This window comes from Acrocarpospora pleiomorpha (assembly GCF_009687885.1).
GTDB classification, from domain to species: domain Bacteria; phylum Actinomycetota; class Actinomycetes; order Streptosporangiales; family Streptosporangiaceae; genus Acrocarpospora; species Acrocarpospora pleiomorpha.
Genome location: NZ_BLAF01000071.1, coordinates 18,503 through 36,083 on the forward strand (window position 1 = coordinate 18,503; position 17,581 = coordinate 36,083).

Here is a 17,581-nt window from a genome sequence, read left to right on the forward strand (position 1 = left end):
CGTTATCGGGCACGCCGGGCGCCGGGGAACGGTAGCCGGATGACGAAGCGCACGCCGGTGGGTTCTGACTCGACGTTGAGCGTTCCGCCGTGCGCCTCCACGACCTCGCGAGAGATGGCCAGGCCGAGCCCGGTGCCGCCCTTGTCCCGGCTGCGGGCCGTGTCCAGCCGGGTGAACCGTTCGAAGATCCGCACCTGGTCGGCGGCCGAGATCGGCTCGCCGTCGTTCCAGACGGTCAGCTCCGCCTGATCGCCGACGCGCCGCACGTCCACGCTCACCTCCGTGGCCGCGTGCCGGTCGGCGTTGCTCAGCAGCTCGTTGATCGCGCGCGCCAGCTGCGACACCACGGCCTCGACCCGGACGCCCGGCTCCAGGTTCAGCTTGGCCACCACCCGCGCGGGCCGGACCGCGACATGGGAGGCGACCAGGTTGGCCAGATCCACCGCCTCTCGCGTCGTCGTCTGGATCGCGCCGATCCTGGCCAGGAAGAGCAGGTCGGTGACGATCGCCTCGAGCCGGTCGGTGTCCCGCAGCGCCGCCTCGATCGCGTCCGCCATGTCGTCCGGATGCAGCCGCCCGCTCTCCAGCTGCGCCCGGATCCCCGCGATCGGCGTGCGCAGCTCATGCGAGGCGTCGGCGGCGAACTGCCGCTGCTTCACCACGGCCTGCTCCATCCGGTCCAGCGCCCGGTTCGCGGTCCTGGCCAGCCTGGCGATCTCGTCCTCGCTCTCCGGCTCCGGCACCCGGCGGCTCAGATCGTTCTCGGTGAGCTCGGCCAGCTCGGCCCGGATGTCCTCCACCGGCCGCAGCGCCCGCCCCGCGATCCGCCAGGCCACCCAGCCGATGAACACGATGAACAGGACCAGCTGGACCGCGATCACCGTGGCCAGGATGCGGCTGCGGACGATGAGCGGGGTCTGCTTTCCCGCGTACACGACCGGGGAGTTCGGCGCCGGAGTGGCCCGGACCGCGGTCACGTGCACGCACCGCCCGTCCGGCAGCGGGCAGGATATCAGCTCCCTGATCCGGTCGTAGGGCCCCGGCCAGACCGGGCTCAACGCGGGCAGATCCCGGGCGGCGTTACTGGTCGCCAGGATGCGCCCGCCGGGCGCGACCACCTGGATCATGTCCACCCCGTCCTGCGGCGGGATCGGGTTGATGACCACCTCCCCATTGCGGATCCGCGTCGCCACCTGCGAGGCCACCTCCTTCGCGTCCTCCCAGATGTTCGTGGCGACCCATTGCCGGGTGATCACGTCGGTCGCCACTCCCACGGGGATGAGAGTGATCGCCGCAACCGCTATCGCGCCAAGTGTCAGACGCCCGCGTATAGACCGGATCCGCGACCAGGGGAGGGACATCCCCCGAGGTTACTGACGAGCCCCTCAACAGCTGTCCGCGACAACCTCAAGCGACGCCCAAGTCCCGCCCCGAACGGAGCGCGGAAGCGGCGGAACGTCACCTCGGGTTGGTCATCTGAAGGCGGCAATGTTGCGGACCGCCCATTCGGCGAACGTGCAAGGCGTGCGGCCGAGGACTCGCTCGACGTCGGGGCTGATCCGCTGCTCGGCGGGGGTGGGCTCGCCGATGATGGCGAGGGTGGTCTCGACCACGGGTTCGGGCATGAACCGCAGCATCTGCGCGCGGGCCTCGTCGCGGGTCTGCTCGATGAACCGGATCGACTCTCCGATGGCCTCGCCGATCTCCTCGGCTCGTTGCCGGGGCGTGATGAGGGCGGGCCCGGTCAATTCGTAGACCTGCCCGGCGTGACCGTCCTCGCGCAGGGCCGCGGCGGCGACCTCGCCGATGTCGGCCGGGTCGATCAACGGCAGCCCGGTATCGCCGAACGGTGCGGCGGCCGTGCGCTGCGCGCGGATCGTCTCGGCCCACGCGAAGGTGTTGGAGGCGAAGCCACCAGGACGCAGGATCGTCCAGTCCATGCCCGACTGCCGGATGGCGTCCTCAATGGACCGTCCCCCGGCCCCATGGGAGGACGACTGCGGTCGAGTCGCGACTCCCTGGGAGGACAGCAGGACGACCCGTCGAACCCCGCCGGCTTTCGCGGCATCGAGGATGCCCTGCGGGCTCAGCAGGTGCGCACCGGCACCGCCATCGTGGAGGAAGACCGCGTCAGCGCCGTCGAAAACGGGCCGAAGGCTCTCCGTGGCGGCCAGGTCTGCCTGCCGGTGCCGGACACCCTCCGGCACTGCCCCGCCCGAGACCCCTCGGGACACCGCCGTCACCTGCTCACCGGCTGCCGCGAGTGCCCGCACGAGCGGTCGGCCAACGTTGCCGGTGGCTCCCGTCACTACGATCATGAACTTCTCCCATGGATTGCGATCACTCATGCCAGGGGTCTTCCCCCGGCTCAGTTAGTTGACTAACTTAGTAGCAACATAGCAGCCGAACCTCGGCTGTCTATAGTTAGTTAGGTGACCGACTTGAAGAAGAGCGATCGGGCTCCGGTAGTCACGAAGCGGGGCAAGCAGGAGCGCCTGACCGCCGCCGCCGTGAAAATGCTGCATGAGCAGGGCGTTGAGAAGACAACGCTCGCCGACATCGCACGGGCGGCCGACGTCCCCGTAGGCAACATCTACTACTACTTCAAGACCAAGGACGACCTCATCGAGGCGGCCATCGGCGCGCACGCGCAGGGCCTCCAAGCAATGATCGCTTCACTCGACGAGCTCCCCACTCCGCAGGACCGGCTGAAAACGCTCATCGGCGGCTGGGTGCGGCAACGCGACCTCGCCGCCCGGTTCGGCTGCCCCACCGGCACCCTCTGCTCCGAACTCGACAAACGCGCCGACGGTCTCGACCGCACCGCGGCCAAGGTCATGCAGGGCCTGATCGACTGGAGCGAGCAACAGTTCCGCTCGATGGGCCGAAGCGACTCCCGCGACCTCGCGGTCGCCCTGATCGCCGCCTACCAGGGAATCTCGCTGCTCACCAACACCTTCCGCGACCCCGAGCTCATGACCCGCGAAGGCGACCGCTTGGAACGCTGGATCGACTCACTCGGCCAGCCGTCAGGAGATCCCGACGACCTTAGGCAGTGATGGCGGGAAGTCGTCGTCGAGGGCTGGCCCGACCAGTCGCTGATTCGCGGGGCCAAGCTTGCGGGTTACCGTCAGTCAGAATGTATTCTGACTTACGATGGTGGCATGAGCGCTAGCCATGCCGACGCTGTGACGTTCTCAGACCTGTCAAGGAACCCCCGAGCGGTTGCCGAACGTGCCGCCAGCGTGGGCAGAGTGCGGGTCACTCACCGCGATGCCCCGGACTTCTACCTGACGGCCGCCGACCGTGAAGATCAGCGGGACCAGACCCTGGCCACGGCGTCCCGCCTGTTCCTCGCCTTGATCAAACACGATCCGACCGCCCGTGCGCTCGTCATCGCCATGCCCGAAGTCTTTCCGTGGGTACGCCACCTCACCCCTGATGAGCTGCGTTCCTTCACCCTCGAACTGGTCGAGGCGCTCTCTGACGCCGCGGAACTGGAAGTCGATGCCACCACGCAGGAGGTCATCGCAGGCTGGCGGGCAACCGCCCGGATCAAGGCCGATCCATCGCAGTACGCCAAGGCGCGCAAAGCCACAAAGGGAGATTTCGGACCCGTAGAGGTCTCCGCATGAGCCCCTAGAGGGGAGACCGGGTTACCGTCCCGTCTCCGGATGATCAATGGGATATCCGGTTCGGCACCAGCGACGCGGTCAAGGGCTGGGAGGAACTGTGCCGCCACGCCCTAGCCAATACCCGCCGCTGTTTCGAGACGCTGCGCACGGATCCACGCTCGCGAGGGGATCATGAACGACAACATCGGCTGCGCGGCGACCTTGCGATCCATCGCCACAATGGCCAGGATCTGAACAAGCGAGGGGCGTCGCTTTCCGGCGGGCGCCCTTCGCCCCGTGAGCTCCACGCCGCGCCCGGAGAATGCTTCCACGGCTCCCTGACGCCCGCCTGCGATCATGATTGTGTCAGTGGTTCCATCGGATGTCTTCGGGGGAGACATGATCCGCAAGCTCATCGTGATCGCCATGCTCGGGGCCGGATTGTCGGCCATGCCATCGTGGGCGGCCGCCGACGCGGTCCGCTCGCATACGCAAGACCCCTGCCCGCCGGACCCGGCGGCCAAATGCCCAGGCGTGTGCCCGCCCGGGCACCTATGCGTGCCGTCGCCCAAGCAGTGCATCACCACGCCGTGCCCGCAGTTCGAGTGCGTGCTGCTTCTCCGCGGTACGCACGAGGGGATGACCCCGGTACCGGCCGTCCTGCGCGTGGTGGCGGCAGTCGCCTAGAAGCGACCTGGACTCGCACGGATCGGCTCAGGCCCGCCGCGCCCGCGCTCTGGGCTCCCTTCCGGCGAGGGAAACCTCTCGGCCCAGGCGTCGGTCCGCGTAGCGGACCGTATTTCACACCGAGAACCCCGGAAAGCGGGGCTCTCTCGTGCTCGGTGAGCTCATGGCTTCGGCAGTTTCTTCGCGACCGCGGTCGCGAGCGCCTCGGCGGTGTCGCATAGCGCTTTGTTCGGCTGGGGTCCGTCCACGGTCACCATGACCACCTCGATGGTGGGCTCGCCGACGGCGTCCGTGTAACTGCGGTGCTCCATATGTACGACGCAGGTGCGGTCCTCCGGCGCCACATAGCTACGCCTGCCGCCGAGGCGTGTCGGCTGCCCGTTGTCCGTCAGGTCGTCGTCCTGGCTGAACTCGAGGTCGACCCCGGCGTTGGCCGTGGTGCTCCTCCACTCGCATCCCCAGTTGGCGAAGTCGCGCTCCGGGTCATGCGCGCTGATGCCGGGAATCACGCTGAGCGCGGCGTCGTCCAGCAGCGCGCAGGCGTCGATATTGGCCAGCGAATTCGCGGGGAAAGGCACCGGCCGCTCCGGCACCGGACCGCGGTTGAGCACCGTCACCGCGTGGTCGGTGGCGACCTGGGCGAGCGCGCACGGGTCGGGCGCCGGGGACTCGAGCTGCTTCGCCCGGATCAAGACCTGGTTACCGTCGGCGAGCAGGAGGTTTTGGGCGCATTCTTTCGCACGGCTCTGCGGCTCGCCGACGGCCACGTGGCCCTCCTGCGTTCGCCTCACGGAACCCGGCCCTATGAGCTTGCTGACGAAGTTGAGGTTGACGTGGGCGACCGCGTGGCCGCTGTCCTTCTTGCTCACCAGGACGTCACACCTATCGAACTCTCCGTAGTTCGTGTCAATCCTGGTGTCGCCGAAGCGGGCGAGTACCTTCGCGTCGAGCATCGAGCAGGGGTCGGCCTTGCGGACGTCGCCCACGACGGCCGGCTGCGTCGCGTTCGACGGCTTCGCGCGGTCCCCGTCGACGACATCCGGGTCCCGCCAGTCGAAGGGGCCGAGGACCGCCACGGTCACTGCCACGACCACCACCGCGATTCCCGCCGCGACTGCGGCGATGATCACACGGCGGCGGTGGCGCGGCCGGTCGGGCCGGGTCTCGTCATCCGGGGGCGCTGCTGGGATCGGTGGCTGCCCGCGTAGGGCGCGGATCAGTTCTTCCAGGCGGCTGTCACGATCAGGGCCGTCGGCACCGCTCAGGTCGATGGAGAAACGATTGCGCGCGAAGTCCGGCAGGGTCACAGCCTCGATCACTACGGGGATCAGGCGCTGGCCGTTCTCGACGGAGCGGCGAATCAGGGTGGCGTATGTCTCCCGGACCCAGCGATCGCGGAGAGCGGCCTTGCTGAAGACGAGGATGCCGTGGGCCGCGTTCTGGATCGCGTTCTCGATCACGTCGACCTTGAGCTCGCCCGGGGAACGCAGTGACTCTTCGTACGAAACGGTCAGGGCCTCCTGGCGGAGGCGCTCAGCGACCCAGCGGACCCATTCGATGTCGTCGGGGGCGTGTGAGATGAACGCGTCGGTCACGAAGGGTTCCGGAGAGCTTTGGCGAGCTCTTTGACGCGAATGTCGTAGACCGGTGGGGTGACCGACCGCAGGTCGGTGAAGTAACGGGCGCGGGCGAACTCGGGGACGTCGTCAAGCCGCACGTTTCCGGTGAGGACCGGGGCGAATCGTGTGCCGTTCTCGATGGCACGTCGCATCAGGACGGCGTATTCGTTGGCCACCCACGTGCTGGTCAGCGAGGCGGGACTGTAAACGACCAGGCCGTGCATCGAATCCCGCAGAGCCTTGTCCACTTTGTGGACGAGCACGTCGGTGGGGCCCAGGAACAACGTGTCCATCGCGACCCGGACGCCGTGGCTGCCGAGTGCGACGGCCAGTTTCTCGACTTCGTCGGCGTCCCTATGGCAGTAGGAAATGAACACGTCAAAGGCGTCGCGCCCATGGTGTGGCGCGGTGGAAACGGTCATTTGTGACTTTCCAGAAGGTCAATGGCGAGTCTGCAGCCAGGCAAAGTACGAGGCCACAATGCCAGCCAAAGTTCCCGCCAGCGTGATGGCCAGTTCCGCCACATCTATGCCGTTAGGCTAGCGCCTGGAGCGATTCCATGGCCGCCAGTCGTGAGAAGTGGTCAACATTCGCACCCGCTTACGCCGGAGATCATATGAGCCGGACCACGGCAGGAAAAGGTGAGCCTTGGTCGTGTGAATCATGCGCTGCGGATTCATGGGCAGGCGTTGAGCGACGCGCGGCGCCAACCGCCGCGAATACGAACAGCGTGGGCCCCTGCCTCATCAGGCAGGGGCCTCTTGTTGTGTCAGTTCAGGTAGGGGCCGGTCGCGCCGACCTTGCCTACTGTGGAGTTCAGTACGTAAGCCCGGAGGTTGCCCTTGCCGGACAGGGGGATGGTCAGGGAGCCGGTGGTGACCGTTTTCGCGTCGCCGGTGACGGTGTCGGTGTAGGTGCCGTTGGGGATGCCGGTGAAGGTGGCGGGGCCGGAGATCGTGACCAGGGCGAAGCTGTCGGTGGAGCCTTGGGTGAAGCGGCGTTTGAAGGCTATTTGGCCGGAGACGCCCTGGGTGGAGTACTGGCCTTTCTGGAGGGCGGGGACGGCGCGGCGGATCTGGTTGAGGCGTTGTACGTGTTTGGCCAAGGGCTGGGAGAGGGTGGTCGCTACCGGGCCGGAGGCGGCGGAGACGACGCCGAAGTCGGTGGTGGTGAGGGTGCCGGCGATTTTGTCGCCGTAGTAGGCGCGGCCCGTGGTGGCGAGAGGGCAGGTGGGGCCGCAGTCGATGGGCTTGCCTGCCTGGAATTCGATTTCTGAGCCGTAGTAGAGGGTGGGGATGCCGCGGAAGGTCCACATCAGGGACATGTTCTCGGCCCAGGCGTCGGTGCCGCCCGCGTAGCGGACCGTGGACTTGTTGGGGCCGTAGTCGTGGGAGTCGACGTAGACGGTGTTGTAAGTGGCGTCGTTGTAGCTGTCGTCGGAGTCGCGGCCGTTGGTGAAGGCGTTGGCGGCCTCGCCGAAGTTCATGTGCATGCGCATGTCGATGACGTTCATGCCGGAGAACTTGGAGTGGTCGGGGGCGTGGTAGGTGTTGCCGTTCAGGAAGGCGTTGTCGCTGGTGGGCTGGCCTGCGGGGCCTAGGAGGTTCTCGTAGTCGTACTGCTCGATGGCGGCTTTGACGTCGTCGGGGTCGTAGGTGCGGCGTTCCTTCCAGGTGAAGAACTGGGCGGAGTGGTTGACGGAGCCGCGGTTCCATTTGTCGTGGACGAAGGCGGCCACCTCGCCGAAGACGTAGAAGTCGGCGGCTTTCTCGGGGCCGAACCTCTCGGTGGCGTGCTGGCGCAGGGCGGGGAGGAAGCGGCGGTTCCAGGTGTTGCGCGGGACGTGGACGGCGGTGTCGACGCGGAAGCCGTCCACGCCCATGTCGATGAACTTGTTGTAGACGTCGATCAGGTAGTTCTGGACGGCGGGGCTTTCGGTGTTGAAGTCGGCCAGGTCGTCGTGGAGCCAGCAGCTGCGGGCGTCCTCGCCCTCCCAGTTGCCGATCCAGCACTGGTGGTAGTACTGGGCGGGGAACATGCCGGAGGTGGGGCTGGGCCACTGGCAGTTGTAGATGCGGAAACCTTCTGGGCTGGTGTACTGCGTGGGCAGGCCCCAGTTCTGGCAGGTGTTGCCGGGCGGAACGGTGGTCGACCACTGGTCCCCGTTGTACGGCCTGCCCTTGGCCATGGCGTTCTGGGCGGTGGTCAGGGTGGGGTCGTCGCCTTGGTGCTCGACCATGGGGTCGTATTCGCGGCCGGGGACCGTGGGCTGGTAGAGCCAGCTCCACTGGCTGTCGCGCACGCCGTACACGGTGGGGGTGAACAGGCCCTTCGCGCCCCAGCGTGAGCTGTGGTTGTAGACGACGTCCTGGTAGATCTTGATGCCCTTGGCGTGGGCCTGGTTGATCAGGTCCTGGTAGGTCGCCCCGGGGGATTCGAGGCGGGTGTCGATCCGGTGGAAGTCGTACCCGTGGTAGCCGTGGAAGTCGTAGTCGGAGCGGTTGAGCACGACCGGGGTGATCCAGATCGCGGAGAAGCCGAGGGCTTTGATGTAGTCGAGCTTGTCGATCAGGCCCTTGAAGTCGCCGCGGAACATGGGGTCGTTGTTGGCGGCGTTGCCGGAGCGGGTGTGCTGGCTGCCGCCCCTGTTGTTGGCCGGGTCGCCGTCGTTGAATCGGGCGGTCATGACGAAATAGATGGAGTCTTCGCGGGGGTCGCCGCCGAGAGGCGTACCCGACGGCTGTGGCGAAGGCGACGGGGAGGGCGACGGGGAAGGCGAGGGAGAGGGAGAGGGAGAGGGAGAGGGAGAGGGAGAAGCGCAGGGGTTGGGGGCTGAGGGGGTGAGGACGCCGTTTCGGATGGTTGTGCGGCCGGTGCCGACGGTGTAGTTGGCGCCGTTGTTGTTGTCCCAGGTTCCTGAGCCGTTGTTGAAGGTGACCTGGAAGGTCGTGGCGGTGCCTAGGTCGATGGTGCGCTGCAGCCAGCCGGTGCAGGCGGTTTGCATCGGTACGCCGGGGACGGCCGTCCAAGTGCCACCGATGCCGTAGTGGATGTTGGCCGTGGTCCAGCCGGTCTGGTAGAACACCTCGGCCGTGTTCCCGGGACCGGTCGCGCAGGGGTCGCCGGAGCCGATCACCCGGTTCGCCACGGTCACGTTCCCCGTGCCGAGGGTGTAGTTGGCGCCGTTGTTGTTGTCCCAGGTTCCTGAGCCGTTGTTGAACGTGACTTGGAAAGTCGTGGCGGTCCCGAGATCGATGACCCGTTTGACCCACCCGGCGCAGGCGGTCTGCATCGGTACGCCGGGGACGGTGGTCCAGGTGCCGCCGATGCCGTAGTGGATGTTGGTCGTGGTCCAGCCGGTCTGGTAGAAGACGGTCGCGCTGGTGGCGGCCCGCGCCGAGCCGGCATGGAGCAGGGTGATCACGAGGGAGAGGAACGCGAGCAGGACGAAATGAACACGTTTCATGGGGTTGTCCTCAGGTCAGGTGAGGGCCTGCCCCGGGCCAGGTCAGGATGCCCGGGACAGGAGCGTGCGTATCAGCCGAAGGTCAGCGCCAGGTGTCGGTGCGCGTCACGGTCGAGCCGGACGGGGTGGTGAAGGTGCGGTTGGCGCCGCTTTCCCAGGTCACCGTGCCGTCGCTGTTCTTCTTGAGGTACTTGTACTCGACCGCGGTGCTCGCGGGCAGGGTGAGCGTGGCCGACCAGGTGGGGTAGGCCGTCGCCGAGAGCGGGATCGCGTTGGCCGGGTTCCACGCGCCGAGCGCGCTCAGGTTGCCGACCAGGAACACGTTCTGCCCCCACGTCGTGGTGGCGGTGGCGCTGAAGGTGGCGGACACGGATCCATTGGACTCGCACGGGTTGCCGGCTGTCACCGTCCCGCCGCTGACCCGGCTGACGCCGGCGCCGATGGTGTAGTCGTTTCCGCCGTTGTTGTCCCAGGTCCCCGAGCCGTTGTTGAACGCGGCCTTCAGGCTGGTCGCCGCTGCGAGGTTGATGGTCTTCTTCTTCCATCCGGTGCAGGCGGTCTCATCCATGGCGACGCCCGGTACGGCCGTCCAGGACCCGCCCGACGGCTGATAGTGGATGTTCGCCGTGGTCCACGAGGTGCCGTAGTAGATGGTAGCGGTGTTGCCGCCGGTAGGAGTGGGGGAGGGGGTAGCCGAGGTGCCCACTCGTATGGCGATTGCGGATTTGGCGGGCACGTTCACGCTCGCCGTCCCGTCCCCGGCCACGGTCACCGTGCCCGTTCCGGCCACATTCGGGTACGTCCCGGCGGGCAGCCCTGTCGTGAACGTCCGGCTGAGCGCGGCCCCCGAATTGTTGATCGCCACCCAGCCCTTGTCGCCCCGGCTGAACGCGATGACATTGTCGCCGTTGTCCCACCAGTTGCCGACCGAGGTGCCCTCGACCGCCCGGTAGAAGCCCACCATGCCGGACATCTGCCGATGGAAGCACGTCCACTGGCCGTTGCCGCAGTCGGTGTCGGTGACGAAGCCGCTGCCGTTGTGCGGCGGCCCCGCCTCACTGTTCGACCAGGTGAACCCGGAGAACACCCGGGGCAGGCCGTAGGGCCAGCTCAGCAGGAAGACGTTGGCGAGCCGATAGGTGTCGCCGTAGGTGTAGTTGAGCGTGGAGCCGTTGCGTTCGGTGTCGTGGTTGTCGATGAACGTGACGGCCTTGTCGCTGGGCACCGACAGGCCCCAGCTCGCCCCGAACGTGGACAGCCACCTGATCTGCCCGGTGAACTGCTCCTTCATCTTGCGGCCGTACACGAACTCGTGCACGTCGCCGATGCCCGTGTACTGGCTGGGCTGGATCGGCTCGCCCGCGCCGTAGATCACCTCCTGATGGATGTACGGCGACCCGGTCAGCTTCGCCTTGATGGCCGCCAGGTCGGCGGGGTTGATGTGTTTCGCCCCGTCGATCCGGAAACCGTCCACGCCGAGCGCGGTCAGCCGGTTGAGGTAACCCGCGATCTGGTCGCGCACGTACTCCGAGCCGGTGTTGAGGTCCGACAGGCTGACCAGCTCGCAGTTCTGCACCCGCCAGGCGTCGTTGGTGTAGTCGGAGCCGTTGATCACGCACGGGGTGTGGAAGTCGGCCGCGGAGTAGAGGCCGGGGTAGTCGTACTTGCTGAAGGAGTAACCGCCGTAGCTGGTCGCGCCCTGGCCGGTCATGTGGTTGATGACCGCGTCGGCGTGCACCTTGACCCCGGCCGCGTGGCAGGCGTCCACCATCGCCCTGAACTGGGCTTCGGTGCCGAACTTGCTGGTCAGGGTGTAGCGGGCGGGCTGGTAGATGTCCCACCAGACGGCGCCGCCGCGGGACATGGAGTCGCTGGGCGGGGAGACCTGGACGGCGCCGTACCCGGCGGGGCCGAGCACGTCGGTGCACTCGCGTGCCACCGAGTTCCAGTTCCAGCTCCAGAGCTTGACGATCGGGCCGTAGCCGGCGGGAGCGGCCTCGGCGCGCGGGATGATCACGATCATGGCCGCAATCAGGCTTGATGCGATCGCGATCAGGGTTTTGTATCGTCTCATCGGGGCCTTCTTCTTGCGTGGAGGGATACCCGTCTCGGGTCCGGGTGGTTACGACACCCGGACCCGATTTTTCGTTTAGACCGGTTGCACGAACACCGCCACCGTCCGGGCGGGGACCGTGAACGTGCCGGTCGTCCCGTCGAAGGCCGACTGCCTGACGATCGCGTCGCCGGAGGCGGCCTGGACGGGGTGGAGCGTGACCGTGGCCCCGGCGAGCGCGGCAACGGTCTGCTGCCTGGCCTGCGAGGTCGCGTTGAAGACGACGGTGATCGACTTCCAGCGCGGGTCGACGCCGGCGGCGTCCAGGCGCATCGTGATGACACCCGGGGTCGCCGCGGCGGGGAACGTCAGCCGGTTCTGGATCTCGGCCAGGGAGCCGAGCGCGAACGCCGGCGACGAGGAGCGGATCTTCAGGAGCTCGCCGAACCTGGCCCGCGAGGCGTTGATCGCCGCGCAGTCCGCCTTGAGCGCCGGATCGGCCAGCAGCGGCTTGGCGTACGGCCATTTGGCCTCGTTGTCGGCCTTGGGCGGCAGCCCGGCGCCGAAGCCGTTGCCCTGGGCGCAGTCCCACAGCAGCCGGTTGAACCAGTCACCGGAGTCGTAGGAGTTGCGGTCCAGCGACTTGGAGCGCAGCCGCTCGGTGCCCGCGTGCAGGAACGCGGTGCCCTGCGACAACATCACGGTGGCCAGCGAGAGCGACTGCATCCTGACCCGGTCGGCCATCGGCGTGTCCGGGGGCAGCTTGTAGGCGAGCGCGTCGTAGAGGGTCTCGTTGTCGTGCGCGTCCACGTAGGTGACCGTGTCGCGCGGGGCGGCGGCGTACCCGGCGGGGGAGCCGTTGTAGGAGACCTCCGAGCCCTTCTTCCCGGAGGGCAGCACGTAGTCTTTCAGGTTGCCGGTGAGGCCGACCATGATCAGCTCTTCGGCGTTGGTCAGCTGCGGGCCCGGCGAATCGGCCAGGCCGGAACCGAAGCCGCGGATGCCGGGGTCGGCGTCGAAAGGCCCGCCGCCCCGTACGGCGTCCCGCAGCCGGTCGCTGAACGTCCCGATCCCCGTCCCGGCCAGGTTGCCCTGGGTGGCCTGGACGAAGCGGGCGTCGTTGGCGACCTCCCCGAAGTTCCAGCCCTCGCCGTACAGGAGGATGGAGCGGCCGTCCACGCCGTCTCTGGCGAGGGTCAGCGCGTCCAGGGCCTGCCGGACGGCGAGCATGTTGGCCTTCGGGTGGTGGCCCATCAGGTCGAACCGGAACCCGTCCACCTTGTACGCCTTCGCCCAGGTGACCACCGAGTCCACGACGAGCTTGCCCATCATGGCGTGCTCGGGCGCGGTGTTGGCGCAGCAGGTGGAGTTGGCCACCGTGCCGTCCTCAAGGAGCCGCTGGTAATAACCGGGCACGATCCGGTCGAGCACGCTGCCCTCGGCCTGCCCGGCGGCGTGGGTGTGGTTGTAGACCACGTCCATGACCACCCGGAGTCCGGCCTTGTTGAGGCCCTGCACCATGCCCCGGAACTCCTTGATCCGCCCGGACCCCTCAGGATCGGTGGCGTAGGAGCCCTCCGGCACGGTGTAGTGCAGCGGGTCGTACCCCCAGTTGAAGGAGTCCCTGGCGGCGGTCGCGGTGACGCAGGCCTGCTGCTGTTCGGAGTCGGCGGGCATGGCCGCGAGGTCGCACGCCGGTTCGGTCCGGTCGGCCTTGCGCTCGGGCACGGTCGCGAAGTCGAACACGGGCAGCAGGTGCACGTGGGTGAGGCCGTCGGCGGCGAGCTTCCTGAGCTCCTTCATGCCGGAGCCGTCCCCGGTGAACGCCTTGTAGGTGCCGCGCTCGGCTGCCGGGACTGAGGTGTCCGAGGCGGAGAAGTCGCGGACGTGGAGTTCGTAGACGGACGCCTTGTCCTGCCGGACCGCGGCGGGTTTGGCGAGGTGGTCCCAGCCGGACGGTTTGACCGTCGAGCCGTCCAGGCGGACCAGCTGGCTGCGCTTGCCGTCGGTGGAGACCGACAGGCTGTAGGGGTCGGTCACCTCGTTGGTGACCAGCGTCCCGCCCGCGACGACGGTGACCAGGTAGGTGTAGTAGCGGCCGTACCAGGTGGGCAGGCCGGTGACCGACCAGACGCCGGTCGTGTCGTCGCGCCGCATCGGCACGGTCTGGCTCTGGAGTTTGAGCTCGACCTTCTGCGCGGTCGGCGCCCACACCGACAACTTCGGCAGCACGCCGCCGGTCGGGCCCAGGTCGCCGGCGGCGGCCGGGGCGTAGACGTCGTCCAGAATGCCCGGGATCTGCACGCCGGTCGCGGTCAGCAGGCCGCCGGACGGATCCCGCTCGATCGCCACCAGCTGGGCTCGCAGCGCGGCCCTGACCAGGTCGGCGTCCCTGGGGTCCACGGTGAGCGCGCCGTACTCCTTCAGGTGCGGCCACTTGGCCTTCTGCGCGTCGGTCAGTGCGCCCGGCGTGAGCCGGATCAGGTGGATGTCGCCGGTCAGGTCACCTTTCTGGTCGTCGTAGGCGATGTCCGCCTTCGGGGAGTACGCGAGGGCGTATCTCGACGAAGCGGACGTCTTGCCCTTCCAAGCCACCGTCGTCCGGTCGAGCCAGTGCGCGGTGGACTTGGTCAGGTCGGCGTCCGCGCCGGTGCCCGGCGGCTGCGGCAGCACGAAGCCCTCCTTCTGCGACAGCTTCCAGACCTCGTTGCCGTTGACCGTCAGATCGACGGCCTGGTCGGCGGGCTGGTCCTTCTCGTCGCCCTTGTGCAGGATCCAGCCGACCGATTTCGCGTCCGGCTTGAGCGGCACCCGGAAGAAGGGGCCGAACTGGTCCGTACCCGCCGGTTGGATCGGGTTACCCCAGTCGACCGTGCCCTCGATGTCGCCCCAGGCGTGCAGGCCCCAGCCGGTGTACGTCTTGTCGGGGCGGTTGTAGTGCAGGATGAGGGTGTTCTGGGCGGCGGCCAGGGTTGGGTGCAGGATGGCCGAGCCCGCGTTCACGTACGCGTCGGACTGCGTCGCCGCGACGAACGCGCGGTCGCCGCCGTCCTTCTCGTCGCCCTTGTGGATGATGAAGTTGAGCGGGGGAGCCGTGTCCTTCAGCGGGACCTTCCAGAACGCGCCGTAGGCGTCCACGCCGTCCGGCATGCGCGGCGAGGTCCAGTCGGTGGGCTCGCTGACGGCGTCGCCCCACAGGTGCAGGCCCCAGCCGTCGTAGCTCGCGTCCGGGCGGTTGTAGTGGATCGTGGCGTAGCCCTGGGCCGCGGCGCGGGAGCCGTACACGTCGGGTTTGCCCTGAACCAGCCAGACCTCGCCGGTCTGCTGCGGGTTGACCAGGCGGTCGCCGCCGTCCTTCTCGTCGCCCTTGTGGGTGATCAGGCCGACGCTGGACGCGCCGGGCTTGAGCTTGATCCAGGCGAACCGGCCGAACGAGTCCTCGCCTTCCAGCGCGACCGGGGAACCCCACTCGACGACCTGGTCGATGTCGCCCCACGCGTGCAGGCCCCACCCGTCGTAACCGTCACGCTGGTAGTGCACGACCAGGTAGTCGCGCTTGACCGTGCCGCCGCCGGGCGTCTGCGGCTCCGGCGCGACCGTCGCGGACGCGCTCGCCGAGGCGACCCGCCCCGCCGAGTCCTTCACGACCGCCTTGTACGCGACGGTGGTCCCCGCCGCGATCCCGCTCAGGTCATGAAATATCCGGAAGGTACGGCCATTGGGGGCGTCGTCGGTGCCGAGCACCTTCCACTGGCCGTTGCCGATCTTGGCGGCGAAGGTCACCTGGTCGAAGCCGGTGCCCGGCACGTCCGCCGTGACCGGCACCCGGCCGTCCTCGGCGGTGCCCCTGATCTCCGTGCCGGGCAGCGTGATCGACACCGCCGGAGCGGCGGCGGGGACGCCCAGCTTCGCGTTGGCCTTCAGGACCACCGCGCCCAGCGCCGGGACGTTCACCGCGACCTTGGCGTCCGCGCCGGAGGTCACCGCGCCGGTCCCGCCGTAGACGGTGGTGAATCCCGCGTTCGCGGTATAAGTGGGGACCTGGACCGTGGCCGCCGTCGTGGCGCTGTTCACCGCGACCACGTACTCGACCTGCTCCTTGGCCCCGATCCGGGAGAACGCGTACACGTTGCCCTCGGCCAGCCGCTGGACCTGCGCGCCGTCCGCCAGCGCCGGATGCTGATCCCGGAGCTTCGCCAGCGCCGCGATCGACTGGTACAGCGGATGCGTCGTGACGAAGTTGTCGGCCGCGTGCGTCGCGGCCGTGCCGATCAGGTCGTCGTCCAGGTAGTCGGCCGTCCGGGAGGCGAACATCGGCGCCCGCGCGTCCTTGTCGCCGCCCGCGCCGGTGAAGCCCTGCTCGTCGCCGTAGTAGACGACCGGCTGGCCCCGGGTGAGATACATCAGCCGGTGCGCGAGCGTGTCCCTGGCCAGCAGCTCCGAGTCCGGAGCGCCCGGTTTGTCGGCCTTGATGAACGACCCGATCCGGCCCATGTCGTGGTTGCCCAGGAACGTCGGCAGGGACGCCGAATTGGAGTCCGCGTCGAGGTAGTAGTCGTCGGCCGCGTACAGGCCCGCGAGCCCCGACGCGGGCGCGCCGCTCGCGAACGAGCGCGCGTTCTCCTGGAAGGCGAAGTCCAGCGTCGCGTCCATGCCGCCCTTGGTGGTGAACCGCGACGCGTACGCCACGTCGCTGCTGAACACCTCGCCGAACATGAAGAACTTCTCGTTGCCCAGCTTGGCCGCGTAGCCGTGCAGCGCCGGGGTGAACCGCTGCCAGAACTCCATGTTCACGTGCTTGGCGGTGTCGATCCGGAAACCGTCGACGCCCGCGTCCTTCACCCACGTCTGGTAGATGTCGATCATGCCCTTGACCACCTCGGGACGCTCGGTCCACAGGTCGTCCAGGCCGAAGAAGTCGCCGTACTCGGAGTTCTCGCCGGTGAAGGTGGAGTCGCCCCGGTTGTGGTACATCAGCGGGTCGTTCAGCCAGGCCGGGACCTTCGAGTTCGCGGTCACCACCGGCGTGTACGGGAACGACTCCGCGTTCACCTTCGGGAAGGTGTCCTTCAGCGCGTACGCGCGGTCGTCGAAGGCGGTGCCGTCGGTCGCCACGTACGGGTAGGGGCCCTTGCCGCGGTAGGAGTAGGTCTTCTCCTGGTTGTCGATGATGTCGGCGGTGTGGTTGGTGATGATGTCGAAGAAGACCTTCATGCCCCGCTTGTGCGCCTCCTTGACCAGGCGCTTCATGTCGGCGTTGGAGCCGAGGTGCGGGTCGATCCGGGTGAAGTCGGTGATCCAGTAGCCGTGGTATCCGGCGCTCACGTCGTTCCCGCTGCCCTGGACCGGGCGGTTCTTGAACGAGGGCGTCAGCCAGATCGCGGTGCTGCCCAGGCCCTTCACGTAGTCCAGCTTGCCGATCAGGCCCGCCAGGTCGCCGCCCTGGTAGAAGCCCTTGTCGGCGGGGTCGAAGCCGGTCTTCAGCCGGTCGCCGGTCAGGCCGCCGCGGTCGTTGCCGGGGTCGCCGTTGGCGAAACGGTCGGTCATCGCGAAGTAGAGCCGCTCCCGGGACAGATCGGCGCGGAGCGCGTCCCCGGCGAGCTGGGCGTCACCCGGCTGCGCGGAACGGCTGACCGCCGACACCACCGGATCGGCTAAGTGCAATAATCCGGATAAACCGGATAAAGCGGCAGATGAGGGGACCGCGAGGGACACGGGGGTGACCGTGGCGAGCAACGCCGTCGCGACGACGGCGGCCGCCCGGCGAAGCCGCGCGGATGTCGCGGGCCGTGGGGGGTGCATCGGGGGTGCCTCCACGGGAATCTTGTTTCTGGGGTGTTGCCCGGAAGTTACTCAAGCTGCCGCCCGGATGCAATCCTTTGCTGAAATTTCATGCAAGAACGACAGATTTCGGGAATCGGGGAGAAGTGGGCGGCGGGCGGCCCGGAACAGCCGTACGAACCGGACCTCGCACGCATAACCGCTTTATGCTGGACATCTCCCCGGAACGTCGCCGAAACGTGCCTGCGGCACTGTGGAGCCCACACCGCGTGGCGGATTTAACTAGAAAGTCGTGATCTGGACAGCCGCAGCGGTGAACCGCCTGGTCGGCGGCCATGCGGCTGTCTATGGGACGGGTTTC

General features: G+C 67.9%; 11 protein-coding genes. 3 read left to right on the forward strand and 8 right to left on the reverse strand.

Annotated elements, in window-relative coordinates; all coding sequences use genetic code 11:
* Positions 1-2: 2 nt before the first annotated feature.
* The gene (locus Aple_RS42340; protein WP_246265166.1) at positions 3-1,274 is read right to left on the reverse strand and encodes a sensor histidine kinase; all 1,272 of its coding nucleotides are present in this window, start codon (positions 1,272-1,274) and stop codon (positions 3-5) included.
* 198 nt (positions 1,275-1,472) lie between these two features.
* Positions 1,473-2,318 carry an SDR family oxidoreductase gene (locus Aple_RS42345; RefSeq protein WP_155350420.1) on the reverse strand — a complete coding sequence of 282 codons (846 nt, stop codon included), beginning with the start codon at positions 2,316-2,318 and terminating at the stop codon, positions 1,473-1,475.
* Between the two features lie 114 nt (positions 2,319-2,432).
* Between Aple_RS42345 and Aple_RS42350 the strand changes: the two genes are divergently transcribed.
* Both Aple_RS42350 and Aple_RS42355 read left to right on the forward strand, forming a co-directional pair.
* Positions 2,433-3,059 (forward strand): TetR/AcrR family transcriptional regulator, encoded by a 627-nt coding sequence (locus tag Aple_RS42350; protein ID WP_246265168.1) that lies wholly within the window; start codon positions 2,433-2,435, stop codon positions 3,057-3,059.
* A gap of 105 nt (positions 3,060-3,164) precedes the next feature.
* Positions 3,165-3,635 carry a hypothetical protein gene (locus tag Aple_RS42355; RefSeq protein ID WP_155350421.1) on the forward strand — a complete coding sequence of 157 codons (471 nt, stop codon included), beginning with the start codon at positions 3,165-3,167 and terminating at the stop codon, positions 3,633-3,635.
* 110 nt (positions 3,636-3,745) lie between these two features.
* On the opposite strand, the gene Aple_RS42360 is transcribed toward Aple_RS42355, so the two are convergent.
* Positions 3,746-3,946 carry a hypothetical protein gene (locus Aple_RS42360; protein ID WP_155350422.1) on the reverse strand — a complete coding sequence of 67 codons (201 nt, stop codon included), beginning with the start codon at positions 3,944-3,946 and terminating at the stop codon, positions 3,746-3,748.
* Positions 3,947-3,983: 37 nt separating this feature from the next.
* Between Aple_RS42360 and Aple_RS42365 the strand changes: the two genes are divergently transcribed.
* The gene (locus Aple_RS42365) at positions 3,984-4,301 is read left to right on the forward strand and encodes a hypothetical protein (protein WP_155350423.1); all 318 of its coding nucleotides are present in this window, start codon (positions 3,984-3,986) and stop codon (positions 4,299-4,301) included.
* A gap of 161 nt (positions 4,302-4,462) precedes the next feature.
* Here Aple_RS42365 and Aple_RS42370 read toward each other — a convergent pair whose 3' ends face one another.
* From Aple_RS42370 to pulA, 5 genes are all read right to left on the reverse strand, one after another.
* Entirely contained in the window at positions 4,463-5,896 is a 1,434-nt protein-coding gene (locus Aple_RS42370; protein ID WP_155350424.1) for a TIR domain-containing protein, read from the reverse strand.
* Complete coding sequence (locus Aple_RS42375) at positions 5,893-6,342, reverse strand: toll/interleukin-1 receptor domain-containing protein (protein WP_155350425.1); 450 nt, start codon at positions 6,340-6,342, stop codon at positions 5,893-5,895. Before Aple_RS42375 ends, Aple_RS42370 begins: the two co-directional genes overlap by 4 nt.
* A 347-nt stretch (positions 6,343-6,689) precedes the next feature.
* Positions 6,690-9,386, reverse strand: a complete 2,697-nt coding sequence (locus Aple_RS42380; protein WP_155350426.1) for a carbohydrate binding domain-containing protein — start codon at positions 9,384-9,386, stop codon at positions 6,690-6,692.
* Positions 9,387-9,468: 82 nt separating this feature from the next.
* On the reverse strand, positions 9,469-11,460 hold the full coding sequence (locus Aple_RS42385; protein WP_218038782.1) for a carbohydrate binding domain-containing protein: 1,992 nt from the start codon (positions 11,458-11,460) through the stop codon (positions 9,469-9,471).
* A gap of 75 nt (positions 11,461-11,535) precedes the next feature.
* The gene (gene pulA / locus Aple_RS42390; RefSeq protein WP_155350427.1) at positions 11,536-17,241 is read right to left on the reverse strand and encodes a pullulanase-type alpha-1,6-glucosidase; all 5,706 of its coding nucleotides are present in this window, start codon (positions 17,239-17,241) and stop codon (positions 11,536-11,538) included.
* Positions 17,242-17,581: the final 340 nt, after the last annotated feature.